The sequence below is a fragment of the Streptomyces sp. NPDC087787 genome (assembly GCF_044743035.1).
Classification (GTDB): domain Bacteria; phylum Actinomycetota; class Actinomycetes; order Streptomycetales; family Streptomycetaceae; genus Streptomyces.
Map to the genome: position 1 here is coordinate 242,380 of NZ_JBIUVQ010000004.1, position 19,085 is coordinate 261,464.

Genomic DNA, 19,085 nt, shown 5'->3' on the forward strand with positions numbered 1-19,085 from the left:
CCTCGAACCGGCATGCGCCTTTCGCCGGGCTCACATTCCGGCGATCAGCTTCTCCACCCGGTCGTCCACCGAACGGAACGGGTCCTTGCACAACACCGTCCGCTGGGCCTGGTCGTTGAGCTTGAGGTGCACCCAGTCGACGGTGAAGTCCCTGCGCTGCTCCTGTGCCCGCCGGATGAAGTCGCCGCGCAGCCGTGCCCGAGTGGTCTGCGGGGGCACCGACTTGCCCTCGAAGATCTTCAAGTCGTTGCAGATCCGGGTGGCTTGGCCCTTCTTCTCCAGCAGGTAGTACAGGCCACGACGGCGGTGGATGTCGTGGTAGGCGAGGTCTATCTGGGCGACCCGCGGATGCGACATGGTCATGTTGTGCTTGGCCCGGTACCGCTCGATGAGCTTGTACTTCATCACCCAGTCGATCTCGGTGCCGATGCGGTCGAGGTCCTCGGTCTCGATCGCGTCCAGCGTACGGCCCCACAGCTCCAGCACCCGCTCCACCGTGCCGGTGCGGATGCCGCGCCGCTCGCAGAAGTCCACGGCCTTCTCGTAGTACTCGCGCTGCACCTCCAGCGCGGAGGCCTCGCGGCCGCTGGCCAGACGCACCTTGCGGCGGCCCGTGATGTCGTGGCTGACCTCGCGGATCGCCCGGATGGGGTTCTCCAGGGTCAGGTCGCGCATCACCGTGCCCGCCTCGATCATGCGCAGCACCAGGTCGGTCGCGCCCACCTTGAGCAGCATCGTCGTCTCGGACATGTTGGAGTCGCCGACGATGACGTGCAGCCGGCGGTAGCGCTCCGCGTCCGCGTGCGGCTCGTCGCGGGTGTTGATGATGGGCCGCGAACGGGTGGTCGCCGAGGAGACGCCCTCCCAGATGTGCTCGGCCCGCTGACTCACGCAGTACACCGCCCCGCGCGGGGTCTGCAGGACCTTGCCCGCCCCGCAGAGAAGCTGCCTCGTGACGAGGAACGGGATGAGGATGTCCGCGAGGCGGGAGAACTCTCCGTGCCGTGCCACCAGATAGTTCTCGTGGCAGCCGTAGGAGTTGCCCGCCGAATCGGTGTTGTTCTTGAAGAGGTAGACGTCGCCCGCGATTCCCTCCTCGTGCAGGCGTCGTTCCGCGTCCACCAGGAGTCCTTCGAGAATGCGCTCGCCGGCCTTGTCGTGGGTGACCAGTTCGATCACATTGTCACACTCGGGTGTCGCGTATTCCGGGTGTGACCCCACGTCGAGATAGAGCCGGGCGCCGTTTCGCAGAAAGACATTGCTGCTGCGGCCCCATGACACGACACGGCGGAAGAGGTACCGCGCCACCTCGTCAGGCGACAGGCGGCGCTGTCCCCTGAACGTGCACGTGACGCCGTACTCGTTCTCCAGCCCGAAAATGCGGCGGTCCATGACTGAACATTACGCCCGATCCTCTGCGCTCAAACGAGGTTCGGCAGCACGATTTGGATCATTTTCCGATGAAGCGGCAACCACCGCCCCTGCGGCGGGAGCTGTGAGGACCCGCCCGGTCAGCAGCAACACCAGCAACGACACGGCCCCGGCGGCGCCCGGCACCGCGAAGCCCCACAGCGCGCCTCCCGCCTGGACCACCGGGCCGGCAGCACCCGTTCCGACGGACGCGCCCACGGTGAACGTCGTCACCAGCCAGGAGAAAGCCTCCGTCACGGTGCCGGCCGGAGCGTGCCGGTCCACGATGATGAACGCGCAGGCGATGCACGGCGCCAGGAACACCCCGGACAGCACCGTCAGCGCCACCATCGGCACCGCTCCGGGCATCAGCATCAGCGGCAGGTAACACACCGCCAGCAGACCCACCAGCAGCCGCAGTCGCCGTTCTGGCGCGCCCGCCCACTGGCGGGCGCCGTAGACGGTGCCGCCGACCAGCGCGCCCAGCCCCAGGGCGGCCATCAGCCAGCCGTACACCGCGTCACCGCCGTGGTCGTCGGCATAGGGCACCGCCGCCACCGTGATGGAGCCCATGGCGACACCGACGAAGAGGAAGGCTCCGAGCAGCGCCAGCAGACCGGGCGAGCGCAGCGCGCCCAGCCAGTGCGCCTCCCGGGGTGCCGAACGCCAGGCCCGCGAAGGGGGCGAGACGACCACGGACAGCGCGCCCAGCACCCCGATGCCGTTCAGCACCACCAGCGCCGCCTGCGCCGACCACAGCGAGACGCAGAGGGTCACGAGCAACGGGCCGGCGGTGAACATCACTTCCTGTGCCACGGCGTCCATCGCGTACGCGGTGTGAACCTGGTCGTTCCTGCGCAGCACCGAGGGCCACAGGGCCCGCAGACCGCCCTCCAGCGGCGGGGTGAAGAGCCCGGCCGCGGCCACGGAGGCGTACGCCAGGGCGGCCGGCCGCGTGCCGGTCAGGGCGAAGGCCGTCATCGCCAGGCCCGCGGCGAGCGCGGCGGGCAACTGGACGCGGGGCTGACCGTACAGGTCCACCAGGCGCCCGAGCACGGGCTGGCCCACCGCGTTGGCCACGCCGTACACCGCCGCCAGCGCTCCCGCGAGACTGTACGTGCCGCCCTCCGCCCGGACGAACAGCACGATGGCGATCGCCGCGGTGGCGTTGGGCAGCCGCCCCACGAGCGTGCCGGTCAGCAGCCGGGCGGCGTGCCTCGCTTTGAGGATCTCCAGGTATCCCCCGAACCCCACAGCCATCGCCCCGCCTTCCGCCGGTTCGCCCGAGGTGCTGGAGCAACCTCTGGTGTTACGTATAACGTACTCGGTCATACGTACCATGTGCGCTGTTCACCAGTCCAGAGAAGGAGCGTCCCCGCGGTGGTCCGAAGCAGCACGCGCCCCACCAGCCGTGACGTCGCGCACGCCGCCGGGGTGTCCCAGGCCGCCGTCTCCCTGGTCCTCGGCGACAAGTGGCGCGGCCGGGTGTCGCAGGCGACCGCCGAACGGGTCCGCCGGGCGGCCGAGGAACTCGGCTACCGGCCCAACCTCGCCGCCCGCAACCTGCGCCTGGGCCGCACCCGGACCGTGCTCCTGGTCGTCCCCGTGCTGACCACCGAGTTCTTCGCCGGCGTCTACACCGGCGCCGCCCGCGTCGCCGCCGAACACGGCTTCGGCGTCGTGCTCTACCCCTCCCCCGAGGGCATCGGCCCGGCGCGCAACCCCTTCGCCTCCGCCCAGGCCGCGCTGGACGGCGTGATCGCCTCCTCCATGGCCGCCGACGCGCTGACGGCGATCCGCGGCGACCAGCTCCCGCTGGTCATGCTGGACAGCGACCCCGCGGGCAGCCTGGGCGCCGCGACCGTCAACCTGGACATCGCCGACGGCGTACGCCAGATCGCCGGCCATCTGCTCGGGCTCGGCCACCGGCGCTTCCTGCACCTCGCGGCGGACGTGGCCTCCTGGACCTTCGAGGTGCGGGCGAGGGAACTCCGCGCCCGGCTGGGCGCGGTGCCCGGCACCTCCGTGCGCACCGCCCGCGCCCCCATCTCCATCGAGGACGCCAGGGCCGCCACCGAGGCCGCCCTGAGCACTCCCGGGCCCCGGCCCACCGCGCTGGTCTGCGACGACGACAAGCTCGCCGCCGGCGCCTACAAGGCCCTGCGCCGCCTCGGCCTGCGCGTGCCCGACGACGTCTCCGTGACCGGCGTCGACGACCTCGCCCTCGCCACCGCCATCGACCCCGAGCTCACCACCGTGCGGCTGGACGCCGAACTGTTCGGCGAACGGGGCATGCACGCCCTGCTGGCCGTCCTGGAGGGCCGCGCTCCGGACGGCGGGGACATTCCCGTGGAGCTCGTGGTGCGGGGCTCCACGGCGCCGCCCAGCCCCTCCTGAAGCCGTCCAGCCCCCTGAAACGCCCGGGTGCCCCGGCCCACTGGAGGGCCGGGGCACCCGGGAACGGGGCTACGGAGGGTCGGGACTACTTCTCCTCGGAGCCGTCCTCGTCGGCGCTCTCCGCCTCGGTCGCCGCACCGTCGGCCTCCAGCAGCCGGGCCAGCTGACGGCCCACGATGCGCTTGAACTTGCGCTTCTGCGGACGCGTACGGTCCAGCACCGCCACCTCCAGGCGCTCGGCGGGGATCTCCCGCTCGCTGCCGTTGGTGTCGCGGGACAGGGCCTGCACGGCCAGCTTCAGCGCCTCGGCCAGGGACATGCCGTCGCGGTGGCGCTGGTCCAGGTAGCCGCTGATCTGCTCGGCGTTGCCGCCGACCGCGACCGAGCCGTGCTCGTCCACGATCGAGCCGTCGTGCGGCAGCCGGTAGATCTGGTCGCCGTCCGGGGTCTCCCCCACCTCGGCGACCACCAGCTCCACCTCGTAGGGCTTCTCCGCGGCGCTGGAGAAGATCGTGCCCAGCGTCTGGGCGTAGACGTTCGCCAGGCCGCGGGCGGTCACGTCGTCCCGGTCGTAGGTGTAACCGCGCAGGTCGGCGTAGCGGACGCCGCCGATGCGGAGGTTCTCGTACTCGTTGTACTTGCCGGCCGCCGCGAACGCGATCCGGTCGTAGATCTCGCTGAACTTGTGCAGCGCGCGGGACGGATTCTCACCGACGAACACGATTCCGTCGGCGTACTGCAGCACGACCAGGCTGCGGCCACGGGCGATGCCCTTGCGGGCGTACTCCGCCCGGTCGGCCATGGCCTGCTGAGGTGAGACATAGAACGGCGTCGACACCGGTTATCCGTCCCTTTCTGTAGAAGTCACTGGATCACCCCGGACAAAAACCGGCGCCGGCTACAGCAGCGCGGCCCGCGGACCGTCCGGCTGCTCCAGGCGCCGCTGCAGCACCGAGCGGGCGATCTCGGAACAGTCGTCCTCGGTGAGCCGGCGGAATCCGTCCTCGGTGATCACGGTGACGATCGGATAGATCCGGCGGGCGACATCGGGACCACCGGTCGCCGAGTCGTCGTCTGCCGCGTCGTAGAGGGCCTGGACCACCAGTGTCGTGGCCTCGGCCTCGGTCAGGTCCTCCCGGAACAACTTCTTCATCGCGCCGCGCGCGAAGACCGAGCCGGAGCCCGTGGCCGCGAAGCCGTGCTCCTCGGAACGGCCGCCCGTCACGTCGTAGGAGAAGATCCGGCCCTTCTCGCGGTCCACGTCGTACCCGGCGAAGAGCGGGACCACGGCCAGTCCCTGCATGGCCATGCCCAGGTTGGAGCGGATCATGGTCGACAGCCGGTTCGCCTTGCCCTCCAGGGAGAGCTGCGTCCCCTCGACCTTCTCGAAGTGCTCCAGCTCCAGCTGGAACAGCTTCACCATCTCCACCGCCAGGCCGGCGGTGCCGGCGATACCGACGGCCGAGTACTCGTCCGCCGGGAACACCTTCTCGATGTCCCGCTGCGCGATCACGTTCCCCATCGTGGCCCGCCGGTCACCGGCCAGGACGACGCCACCCGGGAAGGCCGTCGCCACGATGGTGGTGCCGTGCGGCGCCTCGATCACGCCTTGGGTCGGCGGCAGCTGCCGCTTCCCCGGCAGCAGCTCCGGCTGGTGCTCGGCGAGAAAGTCCATGAACGAGGAGGACCCGGGCGTCAGGAAGGCAGCCGGTAGACGCCCGGTGCTACGAGTGTTGGCTTCCACGCGTTTCCCTCCACGTAAGCAGCAGCCCGCCTTATGGCATCGGGCCGATCCTTGAACTGCCCCAGTGCGGCATTGCAGCTGAAGCACAGTACGCCACGGACCCTACCCGTCTCATGGCAGTGATCCACATGCTCTGGTGGAGCCGAGAGACATATACAGCAGACGCCTCCCTGGAAGGCGATCAACTCGTCACGCTCGGCTTCGGTGAGGCCGTACTGACGCTTCAGGTGATCCTGCCGTCCCCGGATGGCACGGCAGGCCTTGCAGCGCGTCGACAGACCGTCCGACGCAGTCGCGTTGCGATGCCACTCACTGTGCGGCTTGACCTCACCACACGTCCGGCAGAGCTTGTGCCCGGCCGGGACCTCCGCCCTCGCCCGAACCGACTTGCCCACGGCTTCCCGGCGGCGCCGGTAGTGCGCGGCGCTGTACTCCGCCACGCACTCCCGGCAGTGCACCTGGAGGCCATCACGTCGATTCTTGCCCCGCGCGAATGCGGCAAGAGGTAGCTCTCGCTTGCATTTCGTGCACTGTTTCACGTTCGGCTCGCCGGCCACACTCACCCCCCGCGCCCACCTTCATTTCGAAAGGAGCCGGCCTAAACGACCTTCACTCTCCACCTTTTTGCACGAAGGAGCGCACGAAATCCTCGGCGTTTTCCTCGAGTACGTCGTCGATCTCGTCCAGCACGGAGTCCACGTCGTCGCTCAGCTTCTCGTGTCGCTCCTTGAGGTCCTCGGAGGCCTGCGCGTCCTGGGACTGCTCCTCGACCTCCTCGGTGGAACGCGTGGCCTTCTGCTGCCCGCCGCCGGTGTCCTTCGTTGCCATTACCCTCACCCCGCTCAGTTCGCCCGACATGGTCGGCATTACGGCCGATCGGTGATGTTCCGACCCTACAAGCCGGGTCCGACATCGGCCCCGCACTTTCTCCAACGTACGAGGGCCACCTCGATGATTCCCGGCACCGGGGATTTCCACCCTGTACGGGCGGCCCGGTCCAAGATCCGCTCAGCCGCCGGAAAGCACCCTGACCAGGTCTTCGGCGGTACGACAGCGGTCGAGGAGCTCCTTGACGTGATTACGCGTTCCGCGAAGCGGTTCCAGGGTTGGGACGCGCTGCAGCGAGTCCCGGCCCGGCAGATCGAAGATCACCGAGTCCCAGGAGGCCGCGGCGACGTCGTCGGCGTACTGCTCCAGGCAGCGGCCGCGGAAGTACGCGCGCGTGTCCTCCGGCGGCTTCCTGCGGGCCCGGTCCACCTCGGCCTCGTCCAGCAGGCGCTTGATGCGTCCGCGGGCCACCAGGCGGTTGTACAGGCCCTTGTCGGGGCGTACGTCCGCGTACTGGAGGTCGACGAGGTGGAGGCGGGCGGCGTCCCAGTCGAGGCCGTCACGTCGCCGGTAGCCCTCCATGAGCTCCCGCTTGGCGACCCAGTCCAGCTCGCCGGCCAGGCTCATCGGATCGTTCTCCAGCCGGTTGAGGGTGTCCTCCCAGCGGGACAGCACGTCCTTGGTCTGCTCGTCGGCATCCGCGCCGAACCGCTCCTCCACGTACTTGCGCGACAGCTCGTAGTACTCCATCTGGAGCTGCACCGCGGTGAGCGTACGGCCGCTGCGCAGCGTGACCAGACGCTTGAGGCCCGGGTCGTGCGAGACCTGGTGGAGCGTGCGGACGGGCTGGTCGACGGCCAGGTCGACGGCGATGAAGCCGTCCTCGATCATGGACAGGACCAGAGCGGTCGTGCCCAGCTTGAGGTAGGTGGAGATCTCCGAGAGGTTGGCGTCGCCGATGATCACGTGCAGGCGGCGGTACTTCTCCGCGTCGGCGTGCGGCTCGTCGCGCGTGTTGATGATCGGCCGCTTGAGCGTGGTCTCCAGGCCGACCTCGACCTCGAAGTAGTCCGCTCGCTGACTGAGCTGGAAGCCGTGCTCGTGGCCGTCCTGGCCGATGCCGACGCGTCCCGCGCCCGTGATGACCTGGCGGGAGACGAAGAAGGGCGTGAGGTGGCGCACGATGTCCGAGAACGCGGTCTCCCGCTTCATCAGGTAGTTCTCGTGCGTGCCGTAGGAGGCGCCCTTGTTGTCGGTGTTGTTCTTGTAGAGGTGGATCGGCTGGGCGCCGGGCAGCTGGGCCGCCCGCTCCGCCGCCTCGGCCATGATCCGTTCGCCGGCCTTGTCCCACAGGACGGCGTCCCGCGGGTTGGTGACCTCGGGCGCGCTGTACTCCGGGTGGGCGTGGTCGACGTAGAGCCGTGCGCCGTTGGTGAGAATGACGTTGGCCAGACCGATGTCCTCGTCGGTGAGCTGGCTGGCGTCGGCCGCCTCGCGGGCGAGGTCGAAGCCCCGGGCGTCCCGAAGCGGATTCTCCTCCTCGAAGTCCCAGCGGGCCCGGCGGGCCCGGTGCATGGCCGCCGCGTAGGCGTTGACGATCTGGGATGAGGTGAGCATGGCATTGGCATTGGGGTGGCCGGGGACGGAGATCCCGTACTCCGTCTCGATGCCCATTACTCGCCGTACGGTCATGCGGCCCTCCTTGCCCGGCGGCGCCCTCGGTCGTGGACGTCGCTCAAGTACCGCTCGTGCCCGGGTGCCTGTGCGGTGCCCGTCCCCGCACTGCGCAACCCGGCGGTACGAAAGAGCCTAGAACGCCTTTGCGCTGGTGGGGAGATCATTTGCGTCATTGCCTGCTCCATGCGGTGGCCCCGGAAACAGCCGACTGCGGGTACCCCCTGGAGGGCACCCGCAGCCACCCTGCTTTTACAGGTACTGTCCGGTATTCGCCACCGTGTCGATGGAACGTCCGGTGTCCGCGCCCTGCTTTCCGGTGATGAGGGTGCGGATGTAGACGATCCGCTCGCCCTTCTTTCCGGAGATCCGGGCCCAGTCGTCCGGGTTGGTGGTGTTCGGCAGGTCCTCGTTCTCCTTGAACTCGTCCACGCATGCCTGGAGCAGGTGGGAGACGCGAAGACCCTTCTGGTTCTTCTCGAGGAAGTCCTTGATCGCCATCTTCTTGGCGCGGCCCACGATGTTCTCGATCATGGCGCCGGAATTGAAGTCCTTGAAATACAGGACTTCCTTGTCGCCGTTGGCGTAGGTGACCTCCAGGAAGCGGTTCTCCTCGGATTCGGCGTACATGTGTTCCACCGCGGTCTGGATCATGCCCTGGACCGTGGAGTCCTTGTCGCCCGCGTGTTCCGCGACGTCGTCCGCGTGCAGCGGGAGGCGCTCGGTGAGGTACTTCCCGAAGATGTCCTTCGCCGCCTCGGCGTCCGGACGCTCGATCTTGATCTTCACATCGAGGCGGCCGGGCCGCAGGATGGCGGGGTCGATCATGTCCTCGCGGTTGGAGGCGCCGATCACGACCACGTTCTGCAGGCCCTCCACACCGTCGATCTCGGCGAGCAGCTGGGGGACGATGGTGTTCTCCACGTCCGAGCTGACACCGGAGCCGCGGGTGCGGAAGAGGGACTCCATCTCGTCGAAGAAGACGATCACCGGCGTGCCCTCGCCGGCCTTCTCCCGGGCACGCTGGAAGACCAGGCGGATCTGCCGCTCGGTCTCGCCGACGTACTTGTTCAGCAGCTCCGGGCCCTTGATGTTGAGGAAGAAGCTCTTGCCCGCGGCCTGTCCGGTGACCTCGGCGACCTTCTTGGCGAGCGAGTTCGCGACGGCCTTGGCGATGAGCGTCTTGCCGCATCCGGGAGGCCCGTAGAGCAGGACGCCCTTCGGCGGGCGCAGCTCGTGCTCCTTGAACAGGTCCGGGTAGAGGTACGGCAGCTCCACGGCGTCACGGATGGCCTCGATCTGGTTGCCGAGGCCGCCGATCTGCTCGTAGCCGATGTCGGGCACCTCTTCGAGGACGAGTTCCTCGACCTCGCTCTTGGGCACGACCTCGTAGACGTAGCCGGACCTGGGTTCGAGCAGGAGCGCGTCGCCGGGGCGGATGGTGACGTCCAGCAGCGGCTCGGCGAGCCGTACCACCCGCTCCTCGTCGGTGTGCCCGAGCACCAGGGCCCGCTCGCCGTCCTCGAGGATCTCCTTGAGGGTGACGATGTCGCCGACGCGCTCGAACTCCATGGCCTCGACCACGTTGAGCGCCTCGTTGAGCATCAGTTCCTGGCCGCGCCTGAGCTCGTCGAGCTCGACGCTGGGGCTGACGTTCACCCTCAGCTTGCGGCCACCGGTGAAGATGTCGGCGGTGCCGTCCTCGTTTGCCTGCAGGAAGACTCCGAAGCCGGCCGGCGGCTGGGCGAGCCGGTCGACCTCTTCCTTGAGGGCCACGATCTGGTCGCGGGCCTCGCGGAGCGTGTTCGCAAGCCGTTCGTTCTGCGCGGAGACGCCGGCCAGGTTGGTCTGCAACTCGACGATCCGCTCTTCGAGAATCCTCGTGTGACGCGGAGAGTCGGCGAGCTTGCGGCGCAGGACGGCGATCTCCTGCTCAAGGTAGGCGATCTGCCCGGCCGGGTCGTCGGACCCGCGTCCCGGGCGGATGCCGCGGTTCATGTCGTCGTCGTGGGCTGCCACGGTCCTCACCTCCTCCAAGGGGAGCTGGACGCTTCCAGACCCTACCTGGGTGGGTGTCGATTGAAACCCCTAGATCACAAAGACTGTCGGGGTGTGTCCGATCTTCACCCTTGCGCTCTCCCTCACGCCAGGGGAATACCCACCGAACATGATTGGAAAGCGGGCAGAGGTAGGGTCGACATGTTCAACACCCGTCAGAGCTGGCCGGATTCCCGTACGGCTCGACGTGATACGGCAGGAGAGATGACCGTGCAGCAGCAGACCTCGGACGGTGGCGAGGCCCTGGAGGTCTGGATCGACCAGGACCTGTGTACCGGCGACGGCATCTGCGCGCAGTACGCGCCCGAGGTGTTCGAGCTGGACATCGACGGTCTGGCCTATGTGAAGGGCCCGGAGGACGAGCTCCTTCAGGAGGCCGGAGCGGCAACGCCCGTGCCGCTTCCGCTCCTCACGGACGTGGTGGACTCGGCCAGGGAGTGCCCGGGCGAGTGCATCCATGTACGCCGCGTCGCGGACCGGGTCGAGGTGTACGGACCTGACGCGGAGTGACAACCTCGGCGCGAGGCGTCACCATTGTCTGTTTTCTCACATTTTCGGGGACTGTGGTCCGGGACGCGGTCAGATACCGCGCGCCCCGGCGTCCGTGGAGCGGACGAACGCGCCGTTCTGCCACCGCCACTTCACGTCGTCCTTGAGGTCGGGGCAGCAATTGGGCACGTCGGGCGAGGAGTAGCCGAGCAGGGTGGCGGTCACCGCGCCGTCACGGACTGCGAAGTCCGTGACCGAATACCGGTCCTTGGCCTCGACGAGGGTGGCGACCACGCGCGGCTCGGCGGCGCCGGCGGCCTGGGTGAGGACGTAGACGGCGTCGGGCGGGGTGCCCATGGCGGCGTCGCAGTGCACGACGGCCACGGTCTCCGGCCGGCCGTCCCCGTCGAGGTCCCCGGAGGCCTTCTTCGCCATCACGGCCCGCACCGGGCCGCAGTCGATGGGGAAGGTCACGCCGGTGGTGCCCGGGGCGGCCGCGGCGGCGGGTGCGGAGTGCGTGCGCGGGCCCTGCGGCTGGGCGGCCGTGGCCGCGCCGGGCTGCACGAGCGAGGAGAGGGCGACCACACCGGCGACCGCGGTGGCGGTGGCCATCCAGTGGATGGGGCGGGTGTGCGTGTGGGCCAGTTCCGGAACGGCGGACTGCTGCACTAGGAGCATCTCCTGCGAGGGCTGTGCCGGTGGGGTGGCCAGCATCGTGCCACACGTCACAGTGCGGGGGAACGGCGGGGTGGGGGTCAACGCGAGGGCGCCGTGGCGGAGTTCCCTGTGGTCGTCGGGAACTCCACCACGGCGCCCGTGTGTTGCGCGTGGTGGCGGGCCGCGTCAGCGGGTGGCGCCGCCGTCGGCGTTGGGGCCCTCGTAGTCCTCGCCGTAGGCGCCCTTGGCGGGGCGGCGGCGGCGCATGGGCGGCTCGACGCCGTCCGCGAGCCGGCGGGCGGTGAGCAGGAAGCCGGTGTGGCCGATCATGCGGTGGTCCGGGCGGACGGCCAGGCCCTCGATGTGCCAGTTGCGGATCATCGTCTCCCAGGCGGTCGGCTCGTTGAAGCAGCCGATCTCGCGGATGGACTCCACGGTCCGGGCGAGCTGGGTGGTGGTCGCGACGTAGCAGCACAGGATGCCGCCGGGGACGAGCGCCTTGGAGACGGACTCCAGGCACTCCCAGGGGGCGAGCATGTCGAGGATGACGCGGTCGACGTCGGTGTCGGACAGGTTGTCCTGGAGGTCTCCGACGGTGAGCTGCCAGGCGGGGTGCGGGCCGCCGAAGTAGCGCTCCACGTTCGCCTGGGCGATCTCGGCGAAGTCGGCGCGGCGCTCGTAGCTGTGCAGCATGCCCTGGTCGCCGATCGCCCGCAGCAGGAAGCTGCTCAGCGAGCCGGAGCCGACGCCGGCCTCCACGACGCGTGCGCCGGGGAAGATGTCGGCGAAGGCGAGGATCTGCCCCGCGTCCTTCGGGTATACGACAGCTGCCCCGCGGGGCATGGACAGGACGTAGTCGGGGAGCAGGGGGCGCAGCGCGAGGTAGGCGACGTTGCCGGTGGTGCGGACAACGCTGCCCTCGGGTGCGCCGATCAGTTCGTCGTGCGGGAAGGAACCTTTGTGGGTGTGGAAGTTCTTCCCGGCCTCGAGCGTGAACGTGTAGTGGCGGCCCTTGGGGTCGGTCAGCTGTACCTGGTCCCCGACCTTGAAGGGCCCGCGGCGGCGGGCGGCACCGGTCGGTTCGGACATGTGACCAGCCTACCGGTCCCCGGCGGGCCCTCCGACCACGCGGAGGGGCCCGCCGGGAGCCCTACGCGGAGGCCGACGGGCGGGCCATGGCCTTGACGAACGCGCGCTCCACGTCGGACGCGGACAGCACACCGTAGATCTCGCCGCTGTTCTCCACCACGAGGTACTCGGTGGCCGGGGCGGCGCGCAGCGCGTCCAGGAGGTCCTCGCCGGCGAGTTCGGCGGAGACGCGCATGCCGTCGGTGAGCTCCTGGGCGAGTTCGCTGGCGTAGACCCAGGGGCGGCGGTGCTCGGGTACGCCGACGATGGCGGACTCGCGGACGAGGGAGAGCGGCTCGCCGTGGCCGTCGACGACGACCAGGGCGCGGGCGCCGGACGCGTTGGCGCGGCGCAGGGCCTCGGCCAGGGAGGTGTTGGTCTCGACCGGGACGGCGCGGCGGGTGAGGGCGCGGGCACGCAGCTCGGGGAGGTGTTCGCGCAGCCGGGCCATGCGCAGGCTGTTGCCCGCGCCGGTCCAGATGATCGCGGCCAGGATGGCGGCGAGCAGGGCGTTGGTGACTGTGCCCACGCCGACGCTGTCCTCGGGGGCGCCGAGGGCGCCGGACTGGGTGACCAGGGGCAGTCCGATCAGCACGGCGACGGCGAGCGCGCGGCCGACCCAGGCGGCGGCGACGGTGCCGCTCATCGGTCTGCCGGTGATCTTCCAGACGACGGCGCGCAGCATGCGTCCGCCGTCGAGGGGCAGTCCGGGCAGCAGGTTGAAGGCGGCGACGATGAGGTTGGAGATCATCAGGCCGGCCAGCAGGACGCCGAGGACCGTGCCGCGTTCGACGGGCCGCAGGGCGGCGTAGAAGACACCGGCGAGGATCAGCGAGAGCAGCGGGCCGACGAAGGCGAGGACGAACTCGCGGCCGGGGGTCTCGGCCTCCTTCTCGATCTCGGAGACGCCGCCGAAGAACTGGAGCTGGATGCGGCGGACCGGGAGCTTGAAGCGGAGGGCGGCGATGGTGTGGGCGAGTTCGTGGACCAGGACGGAGCCGTAGAAGGCGACCGCGAAGAAGAGGGCTACGAGGTAGCGGGCGGCGCCGAGCTCGGGCAGCACCCGGTCGAGCTGCCCGCCGAACACCCAGGTGATGAGCGCGGCCACGAGGAACCAGCTGGGCGCCACGTAGACGGGCACGCCGAAGGGCCGCCCCATGAGGAGCCCGCCCCTGGGCTCGCTGGTGCGCCGCGGCGGTTCCTGCCCGGCCCCGGAACGGGCCTCAGTGCGGTCGGGGTGGGGCTCGGGGCGGTTACCGTCGCCGGGCACGCGCGGGCGGTCGCCGGGCACGGGGGCCGGGCTCTCGGCACGGGCGGCGGATTCACGTCCGGCGGCCGGGTCGCCGCTGTGGGCGTAACCGCGGTCGGGGTGGACGCCGTGGTGGACGTCGCCGGTGGCGGACGGCTGCGGGGCGTGGCCGGTGGCGGACGGCTCCTGCGGGGCGTCGTGGGTGGCGGGCGGCTGCCGCGGGACGTCGCGGCCGGCCGACGGGTCCTTCGAGGCATCGCCGGTGGCCTGCGGCTCCTGCGGGGCGTCGGCGGTCGCGGTGGGCCGCGGGGCGTCGCCGGTGGCCGGTGGCTCCTGCGGGCCCTCGTGAGTGGCGGGCGGCTGCTGGGGGGCGTCGGCGGAGCGTTTCGGCTCGCCCGTCGCCTCCGCCTCCCGCGCCTCCCGCGTCTCCCTCGTCGGCTCTTCCGGGCCGCCCTCCGCTCCGGTGGCGGAGGTCCACGGGGACGGCTCGGGCGGGGCCGCGTCGGCCGGCTCGGCGCCCGGGCCGGAGTCGGGGGCCGGGTCCACCGGGCCCGTGCGGCGATCTGCCGACTCGTCCTTGCCGGAACGCGGCTGTCCGCTCCCGCCGCTCACGTCCACGGTGTCCCCTCGTTCGAAGCAGTCTCCCGTGCCTGACGGCCGGAAGGTCTCGGGTCGATGGTATGCGGCCGTGACGATCGCTCATGCCCGGCACCCCATGTGTTTTCCCCTCTTCGCGCACAACATGACCGTCCCCGGGTCACTGTCGGTGGCGGGCCGTAGGGTCTGGGGCATGGAGACGAGCACGGAGGGCGAGCCCGGCACCCCGCACGACGCCGTCGGACCGGCCCCCTCACGCAACAACGCGCCAGGGGCCGCAGAGTCGCGCCCGGCCGCACCGGCCCCGGCGGTCCCCGTTCAGGCGCCCGCCGCCGATGTCGTGACCGCGGACAGTGGTGGAACACAGACGCGCACGACAGCCGCCGGCCGCCCCGTCGCGGGTGGCGCGGCGACGGGCCCGGTGCCGGGCGGGCACGAGCCGGGCGCGGCGGGTGGACGAGGGACGGACGCGACGTCGAGCGGGCGGGCTGTCGTGCCGCCCAGGTCCTTGTCTCCCTCTCGGGCCGGGGACTTCATGCAGTGTCCGCTGCTGTACCGGTTCCGGGTGATCGACCGGTTGCCGGAGAAACCGAGTGAGGCGGCGACGAGGGGCACGCTGGTGCACGCCGTGCTGGAGCGGCTCTTCGACGCGCCCGCCGTGGAGCGGACCGCGCCGCGGGCCAAGGCACTGGTCCCGGGCCAGTGGCAACGGCTGCGCGAGACGCGGCCCGAGCTGGTGGAGCTGTTCGCCGACGACGCCGACGGCGAGCGGCTGGCCCGCTGGCTGGCGGAGGCGGAGCGGCTGGTGGAGCGCTGGTTCACGCTGGAGGACCCGACCCGTCTCGAACCGGCCGAGCGTGAGCTGTTCGTCGAGGCGGAGCTGGACTCGGGGCTGACCCTGCGCGGCATCATCGACCGGGTGGACGTGGCGCCCACGGGCGAGGTGCGGATCGTCGACTACAAGACGGGCAAGGCGCCCCGCCCCGAGTACGCCGAGGGCGCGCTGTTCCAGATGAAGTTCTACGCCCTGGTGGTGTGGCGGCTGAAGAAAGTCGTCCCGCGGCGGCTGCAACTGGTGTACCTGGGCAGCGGCGACGTGCTGACCTACGACCCGGTCCCCGCCGACCTGGAGCGGGTGGAGCGCAAGCTGCTGGCGCTGTGGGAGGCGATCCGGCTGGCCACCGAGACCGGCGACTGGCGGCCGCGCCCCACCAAGCTGTGCGGCTGGTGCGACCACCGCGCCCACTGCCCGGAGTTCGGCGGCACTCCCCCGCCCTATCCGCTGCCGGTGAGGGCGGAGGAATCCGGCAGCACGGCGCAGGGCAGAATGGGGCCGGACTAGCGAAGGAGACTCACGTGGCCATCCGCGTCCTACTGGTCGACGACCAGCCGCTGCTGCGCACCGGGTTCCGGATGATCCTGGAGGCCGAGCAGGACATCGCGGTCGTGGGCGAGGCCGGAGACGGCCTGCAGGCCCTGGACCAGGTGCGGGCCCTTCAGCCCGACGTGGTGCTGATGGACATCCGCATGCCGCGGATGGACGGCGTGGAGGCGACCCGGCAGATCACAGGACCGGAGCGGAACGGTCCGGCGAAGGTGCTGGTGCTGACGACCTTCGACCTCGACGAGTACGTGGTGGAGGCGCTGCGCGCCGGCGCGAGCGGCTTCCTGCTCAAGGACGCGCCGGCCAACGAGCTGGTGCAGGCGATCCGGGTGGTCGCGGCCGGCGAGGCGATGCTGGCGCCGAGCATCACGCGCCGGCTGCTGGACAAGTACGCCACGCACCTGCCCTCCGGCGAGGAGCAGATGCCGGACACGCTGCACACCCTCACCGACCGTGAGGTGGAGGTGCTGAAGCTGGTGGCGCGCGGCCTGTCCAACGCCGAGATCGCCGCCGATCTGTTCGTCAGCGAGACGACGGTCAAGACGCATGTCGGGCACGTACTGACGAAGCTGGGGCTGCGCGACCGCGTGCAGGCCGCGGTGTACGCGTACGAGAGCGGACTGGTACGCCCCGGCGCGCAGTAGCGGGCCGCCCCGCGGCCCGGCTCGACGACGAAGGGCGCCCCTTCCGGAAGACCGGGAAGGGGCGCCCTTCGTCGTGGACGTGCTCGCGGATCAGCCGCTCACACCGCGGCCGAGCTCCCACAGCTGGAGCGTGGCCGAGGAGTTGAGGGCGTACGCGGTGCCCGTGATGTTGTCGCGGGAGGCGACGTACTGCTTGCCCTGCCACAGCGGGATCAGCGGGACGTCGATGGCGACCTGGTCCTGAATGGTCGTCAGGCTGGTGGACGCGGAGAGCCGGTCGGCCTGGCGACGGGACTGCGGGATCAGGGTGTTGCGGATGTCGCTGTTGGCGTAAGGAATGTTGAGGGTGTTGCCCTTGTCGAGGAACGGCGCCAGGTAGTTGTCGGCGTCCGGGAAGTCAGGGAACCAGCCCATGCCGAAGACGTCGTACTGGCCCTTCTTCTCCGCCGGGCGGAAGGTGTCCCAGGGCGTGCCCTGGATGTCGACGTCGAACAGGCCGCTGTTGTTGAGCTGCTGGCGAAGGATCTCGAATTCCTTCTTGGTGGCCGGGCCGTAGTGGTCCGTCGTGTAGTGCATCGTCAGCTTCACCGGGGTGGTGACTCCGGCCTTCTCCAGCAGCGACCGGGCCTTGGTCACGTTCGGGTCGCCGTACCGGTTGAAGAAGGAGTTGGAGTGGCCGGTGATGGTGGCCGGGACCATCGAGTACAGCGGCTCGGCCTGGGTGCCGTAGACCTCGGAGACGAGTTCGCTGCGGTTGATGACCTGGGCCATGGCCTCACGCACGGCCTTGGTCTTCACCGTCGCGGCGTCGGTGTTGAAGGCCAGGTAGCGGATCTCCAGGCCGGCCGTCTCGACGATGCCGACCTTGCTGTCCTTGTTGGCGGCCGACAGCGTGCGGATCTGCTCGGGCGACATGGTGCGGGTCATGACGTCGATGTCGCCCTTGTCCAGAGCGTCGCCCATCGCGTCGGCGTCCGGGAAGGAACGCATCTGCACCTTGTCGTTGTTGAGCTTCAACGTCCCCTGGTAGTTGGGGTTCTTGGTGAAGACCGCGTCGACCATCTCGCCGTTCTTGACGTTGGCCTTCATGGTGTACGGACCGGAGCCGTCCACGGCGAAGCCGTCGCGGAGCTTGCTCTTGTCGTAGTCCTTGGGGTTGACGATGCCCGCGACGGGCGTCGACAGCTTGTACGGGAAGATGGCGTCGGCCGTGTTGAGGTGGAAGATGACCTCACGGTCGCCCTGGGTCTCCACGGTGTCCACGGTGGACAGCAGTCCGGACACACCGCTGTCGGCGTTGATGGAGATGGCGCGGTCGATGGAGAACTTCACGTCGGCCGCGGTGATGGGCTCGCCGCTCGAGAACTTCAGGCCGTCGCGCAGCGTGCAGGCGTAGCGCTCGTTGCCGCTGTCCGTGAAGCCGCACTTCTCGGCCGCCTCGGGAACGGGGTCGCCGTCGCCCTTGGGCTGGATCATCAGGGTCTGCACGGTCTGGCGCAGGATGTTCCAGGTGCCGACGTCGTAGGCGTACGCCGGATCGACGGGCGCCGGGGCCTCCTCGTCAGCGGTGAACCGGTCCGTGGTGCCGACGACGATCGCGTCGCCGCTCTTGCCGCCGCTGTCGGAACCGCCGCACGCGGCGAGTACCGGCGCGAGCAGACCGACCACGGCCGGCAGCACCAAAGTCTTGCGGTTCATGCTCGAGTTTCTCCAGAGCTGTCATGTCTGTGTATCCGGCATGCAGGATGTCGCGACGGATCACAGGGGCAGGGTCGATGTTCTCGCGATGAGATTAGTCCTCCTTCGCAGGACCGTTCGCGTTCACCGGAGTTGAGTTCCCATCACGCTGCGGAACCGGGTGCGGACGGACCGGAAACCCGTCACCGGAAGGATTCGTGCAGCGTCCCACCAAACGGGACACAAGGACACACGCGCAGCGTCCGAAAGGAGGCGGACAGCACGCTACGGCACCTCTTGTCGACCCCCTGGCGAGTGGGGAACGTCACACCCACATGTAGGGAGACGGGTACCGGAATTCGGCCACACGGCGAGCTGCGAATTCGTGCGGACATCCGCGAAGGTGTTTTTCCCGCGCGACGCGGCACGCTGGGTGAACGGTTAGCGCATTTCTGTCATCAGGCCGTGCAGAAATGACAGGTCCACGTCCTCCAGGCTGGGGACGACGGTCCGCCGGAAGGCCGGGGGGATGGGGGCGACCGAGGGGACGGCGACAACCCGGCAGCCTGCGGCTTCGGCGGCGGCGACGCCGGTGGCGGTGTCCTCGATGACGGCGCACCGGGCCGGGTCCGCGCCGAGTCCGGCGGCGGCCAGCAGGTAGGGGTCGGGGTGCGGCTTGGTGCGCAGGACCTCGTCGCCCGCCACGGAGAGGGCGAAGTGCTGGGGGCCGAGTGTGGTCAGGACGCGGTCGATGATGCGGCGGTGCGAGGCGGAGACCAGGGCGGTCGGGATCCGCTGCTCGGACAGTTCGGCCAGCAGCCGTGCGGCGCCCGGCATCAGGGGCAGCGCGCCGTCGATACGGGCCTCGAAGCCCTGGTTGAGCAGGATGGTGACCTCGGCGAGGGTGACGGAGGCGCCGGTGGCCTCGATGAGGAAGCCCGCGCTGCGGGTCATGGGGCCGCCGACGACGACATGTCTCCAGGACTCGTCGAGCGTGTGCCCGAGTGCGGCGAAGACCTCCACCTCGACGTCCCACCAGAAGCCCTCGGTGTCCACCAGGGTTCCGTCCATGTCCAGGAGCACGGCCTGCAGGGCCGAGCCTTCGGCCGTACGGGTTCCGAGCGCCGGTACCGTGCTGGTCATCCGCGC

The 19,085-nt window shown here is 70.0% G+C and carries 17 protein-coding genes; 4 read left to right on the forward strand and 13 right to left on the reverse strand.

The window, feature by feature from the left end; all coding sequences use genetic code 11:
* Nucleotides 1–30: 30 nt before the first annotated feature.
* Together pafA and ACIOWN_RS09025 are read right to left on the reverse strand one after the other, a co-directional pair.
* Nucleotides 31–1,392, reverse strand: coding sequence for a Pup--protein ligase (gene pafA, locus ACIOWN_RS09020; RefSeq protein WP_362346908.1), 1,362 nt, complete (start codon nt 1,390–1,392; stop codon nt 31–33).
* A gap of 9 nt (nt 1,393–1,401) precedes the next feature.
* Complete coding sequence (locus tag ACIOWN_RS09025) at nt 1,402–2,670, reverse strand: MFS transporter (protein ID WP_362346906.1); 1,269 nt, start codon at nt 2,668–2,670, stop codon at nt 1,402–1,404.
* Nucleotides 2,671–2,790: 120 nt separating this feature from the next.
* Here ACIOWN_RS09025 and ACIOWN_RS09030 point away from each other — a divergent pair, with 120 nt between their 5' ends.
* On the forward strand, nt 2,791–3,807 hold the full coding sequence (locus ACIOWN_RS09030; protein ID WP_362346904.1) for a LacI family DNA-binding transcriptional regulator: 1,017 nt from the start codon (nt 2,791–2,793) through the stop codon (nt 3,805–3,807).
* An 85-nt stretch (nt 3,808–3,892) separates the two neighbouring features.
* Here ACIOWN_RS09030 and prcA read toward each other — a convergent pair whose 3' ends face one another.
* The 6 genes from prcA to arc all read right to left on the reverse strand — a co-directional run bounded on the left by prcA (nt 3,893) and on the right by arc (nt 10,072).
* A complete protein-coding gene (gene prcA / locus ACIOWN_RS09035) occupies nt 3,893–4,645 on the reverse strand; it encodes a proteasome subunit alpha (protein ID WP_100567755.1) in 753 nt (250 codons plus the stop codon).
* Nucleotides 4,646–4,705: 60 nt separating this feature from the next.
* On the reverse strand, nt 4,706–5,551 hold the full coding sequence (gene prcB / locus ACIOWN_RS09040; protein WP_362346902.1) for a proteasome subunit beta: 846 nt from the start codon (nt 5,549–5,551) through the stop codon (nt 4,706–4,708).
* Nucleotides 5,503–6,108, reverse strand: coding sequence for an endonuclease VII domain-containing protein (locus tag ACIOWN_RS09045; protein ID WP_401981394.1), 606 nt, complete (start codon nt 6,106–6,108; stop codon nt 5,503–5,505). Before ACIOWN_RS09045 ends, prcB begins: the two co-directional genes overlap by 49 nt.
* 52 nt (nt 6,109–6,160) lie before the next feature.
* Nucleotides 6,161–6,379: a ubiquitin-like protein Pup gene (locus ACIOWN_RS09050; RefSeq protein ID WP_362346900.1), complete on the reverse strand. Its 219-nt coding sequence runs from the start codon at nt 6,377–6,379 to the stop codon at nt 6,161–6,163.
* 180 nt (nt 6,380–6,559) lie between these two features.
* Entirely contained in the window at nt 6,560–8,071 is a 1,512-nt protein-coding gene (dop, locus tag ACIOWN_RS09055) for a depupylase/deamidase Dop (RefSeq protein ID WP_362346898.1), read from the reverse strand.
* A gap of 234 nt (nt 8,072–8,305) precedes the next feature.
* Complete coding sequence (arc, locus tag ACIOWN_RS09060) at nt 8,306–10,072, reverse strand: proteasome ATPase (protein ID WP_362346896.1); 1,767 nt, start codon at nt 10,070–10,072, stop codon at nt 8,306–8,308.
* Between the two features lie 243 nt (nt 10,073–10,315).
* Between arc and ACIOWN_RS09065 the strand changes: the two genes are divergently transcribed.
* Complete coding sequence (locus ACIOWN_RS09065; RefSeq protein ID WP_362346894.1) at nt 10,316–10,621, forward strand: ferredoxin; 306 nt, start codon at nt 10,316–10,318, stop codon at nt 10,619–10,621.
* A gap of 69 nt (nt 10,622–10,690) precedes the next feature.
* Here the strand turns inward: ACIOWN_RS09065 and ACIOWN_RS09070 are convergent, their stop codons facing one another.
* The 3 genes from ACIOWN_RS09070 to ACIOWN_RS09080 form a co-directional block, all read right to left on the reverse strand.
* A complete protein-coding gene (locus ACIOWN_RS09070) occupies nt 10,691–11,269 on the reverse strand; it encodes a hypothetical protein (protein ID WP_401981397.1) in 579 nt (192 codons plus the stop codon).
* 174 nt (nt 11,270–11,443) lie between these two features.
* Nucleotides 11,444–12,346, reverse strand: a complete 903-nt coding sequence (locus ACIOWN_RS09075) for a tRNA (adenine-N1)-methyltransferase (protein ID WP_362346892.1) — start codon at nt 12,344–12,346, stop codon at nt 11,444–11,446.
* A gap of 61 nt (nt 12,347–12,407) precedes the next feature.
* Nucleotides 12,408–14,252, reverse strand: a complete 1,845-nt coding sequence (locus tag ACIOWN_RS09080; protein WP_401981254.1) for a site-2 protease family protein — start codon at nt 14,250–14,252, stop codon at nt 12,408–12,410.
* Nucleotides 14,253–14,424: 172 nt separating this feature from the next.
* Between ACIOWN_RS09080 and ACIOWN_RS09085 the strand changes: the two genes are divergently transcribed.
* Nucleotides 14,425–15,573, forward strand: coding sequence for a RecB family exonuclease (locus tag ACIOWN_RS09085; RefSeq protein ID WP_401981257.1), 1,149 nt, complete (start codon nt 14,425–14,427; stop codon nt 15,571–15,573).
* A 14-nt stretch (nt 15,574–15,587) separates the two neighbouring features.
* Complete coding sequence (locus tag ACIOWN_RS09090; protein ID WP_362346886.1) at nt 15,588–16,259, forward strand: response regulator transcription factor; 672 nt, start codon at nt 15,588–15,590, stop codon at nt 16,257–16,259.
* Nucleotides 16,260–16,349: 90 nt separating this feature from the next.
* On the opposite strand, the gene ACIOWN_RS09095 is transcribed toward ACIOWN_RS09090, so the two are convergent.
* Nucleotides 16,350–17,957, reverse strand: coding sequence for an ABC transporter substrate-binding protein (locus ACIOWN_RS09095; RefSeq protein ID WP_362346884.1), 1,608 nt, complete (start codon nt 17,955–17,957; stop codon nt 16,350–16,352).
* A gap of 420 nt (nt 17,958–18,377) precedes the next feature.
* The gene (locus tag ACIOWN_RS09100; protein WP_362346883.1) at nt 18,378–19,079 is read right to left on the reverse strand and encodes an HAD family phosphatase; all 702 of its coding nucleotides are present in this window, start codon (nt 19,077–19,079) and stop codon (nt 18,378–18,380) included.
* Nucleotides 19,080–19,085 lie beyond the last annotated feature (6 nt).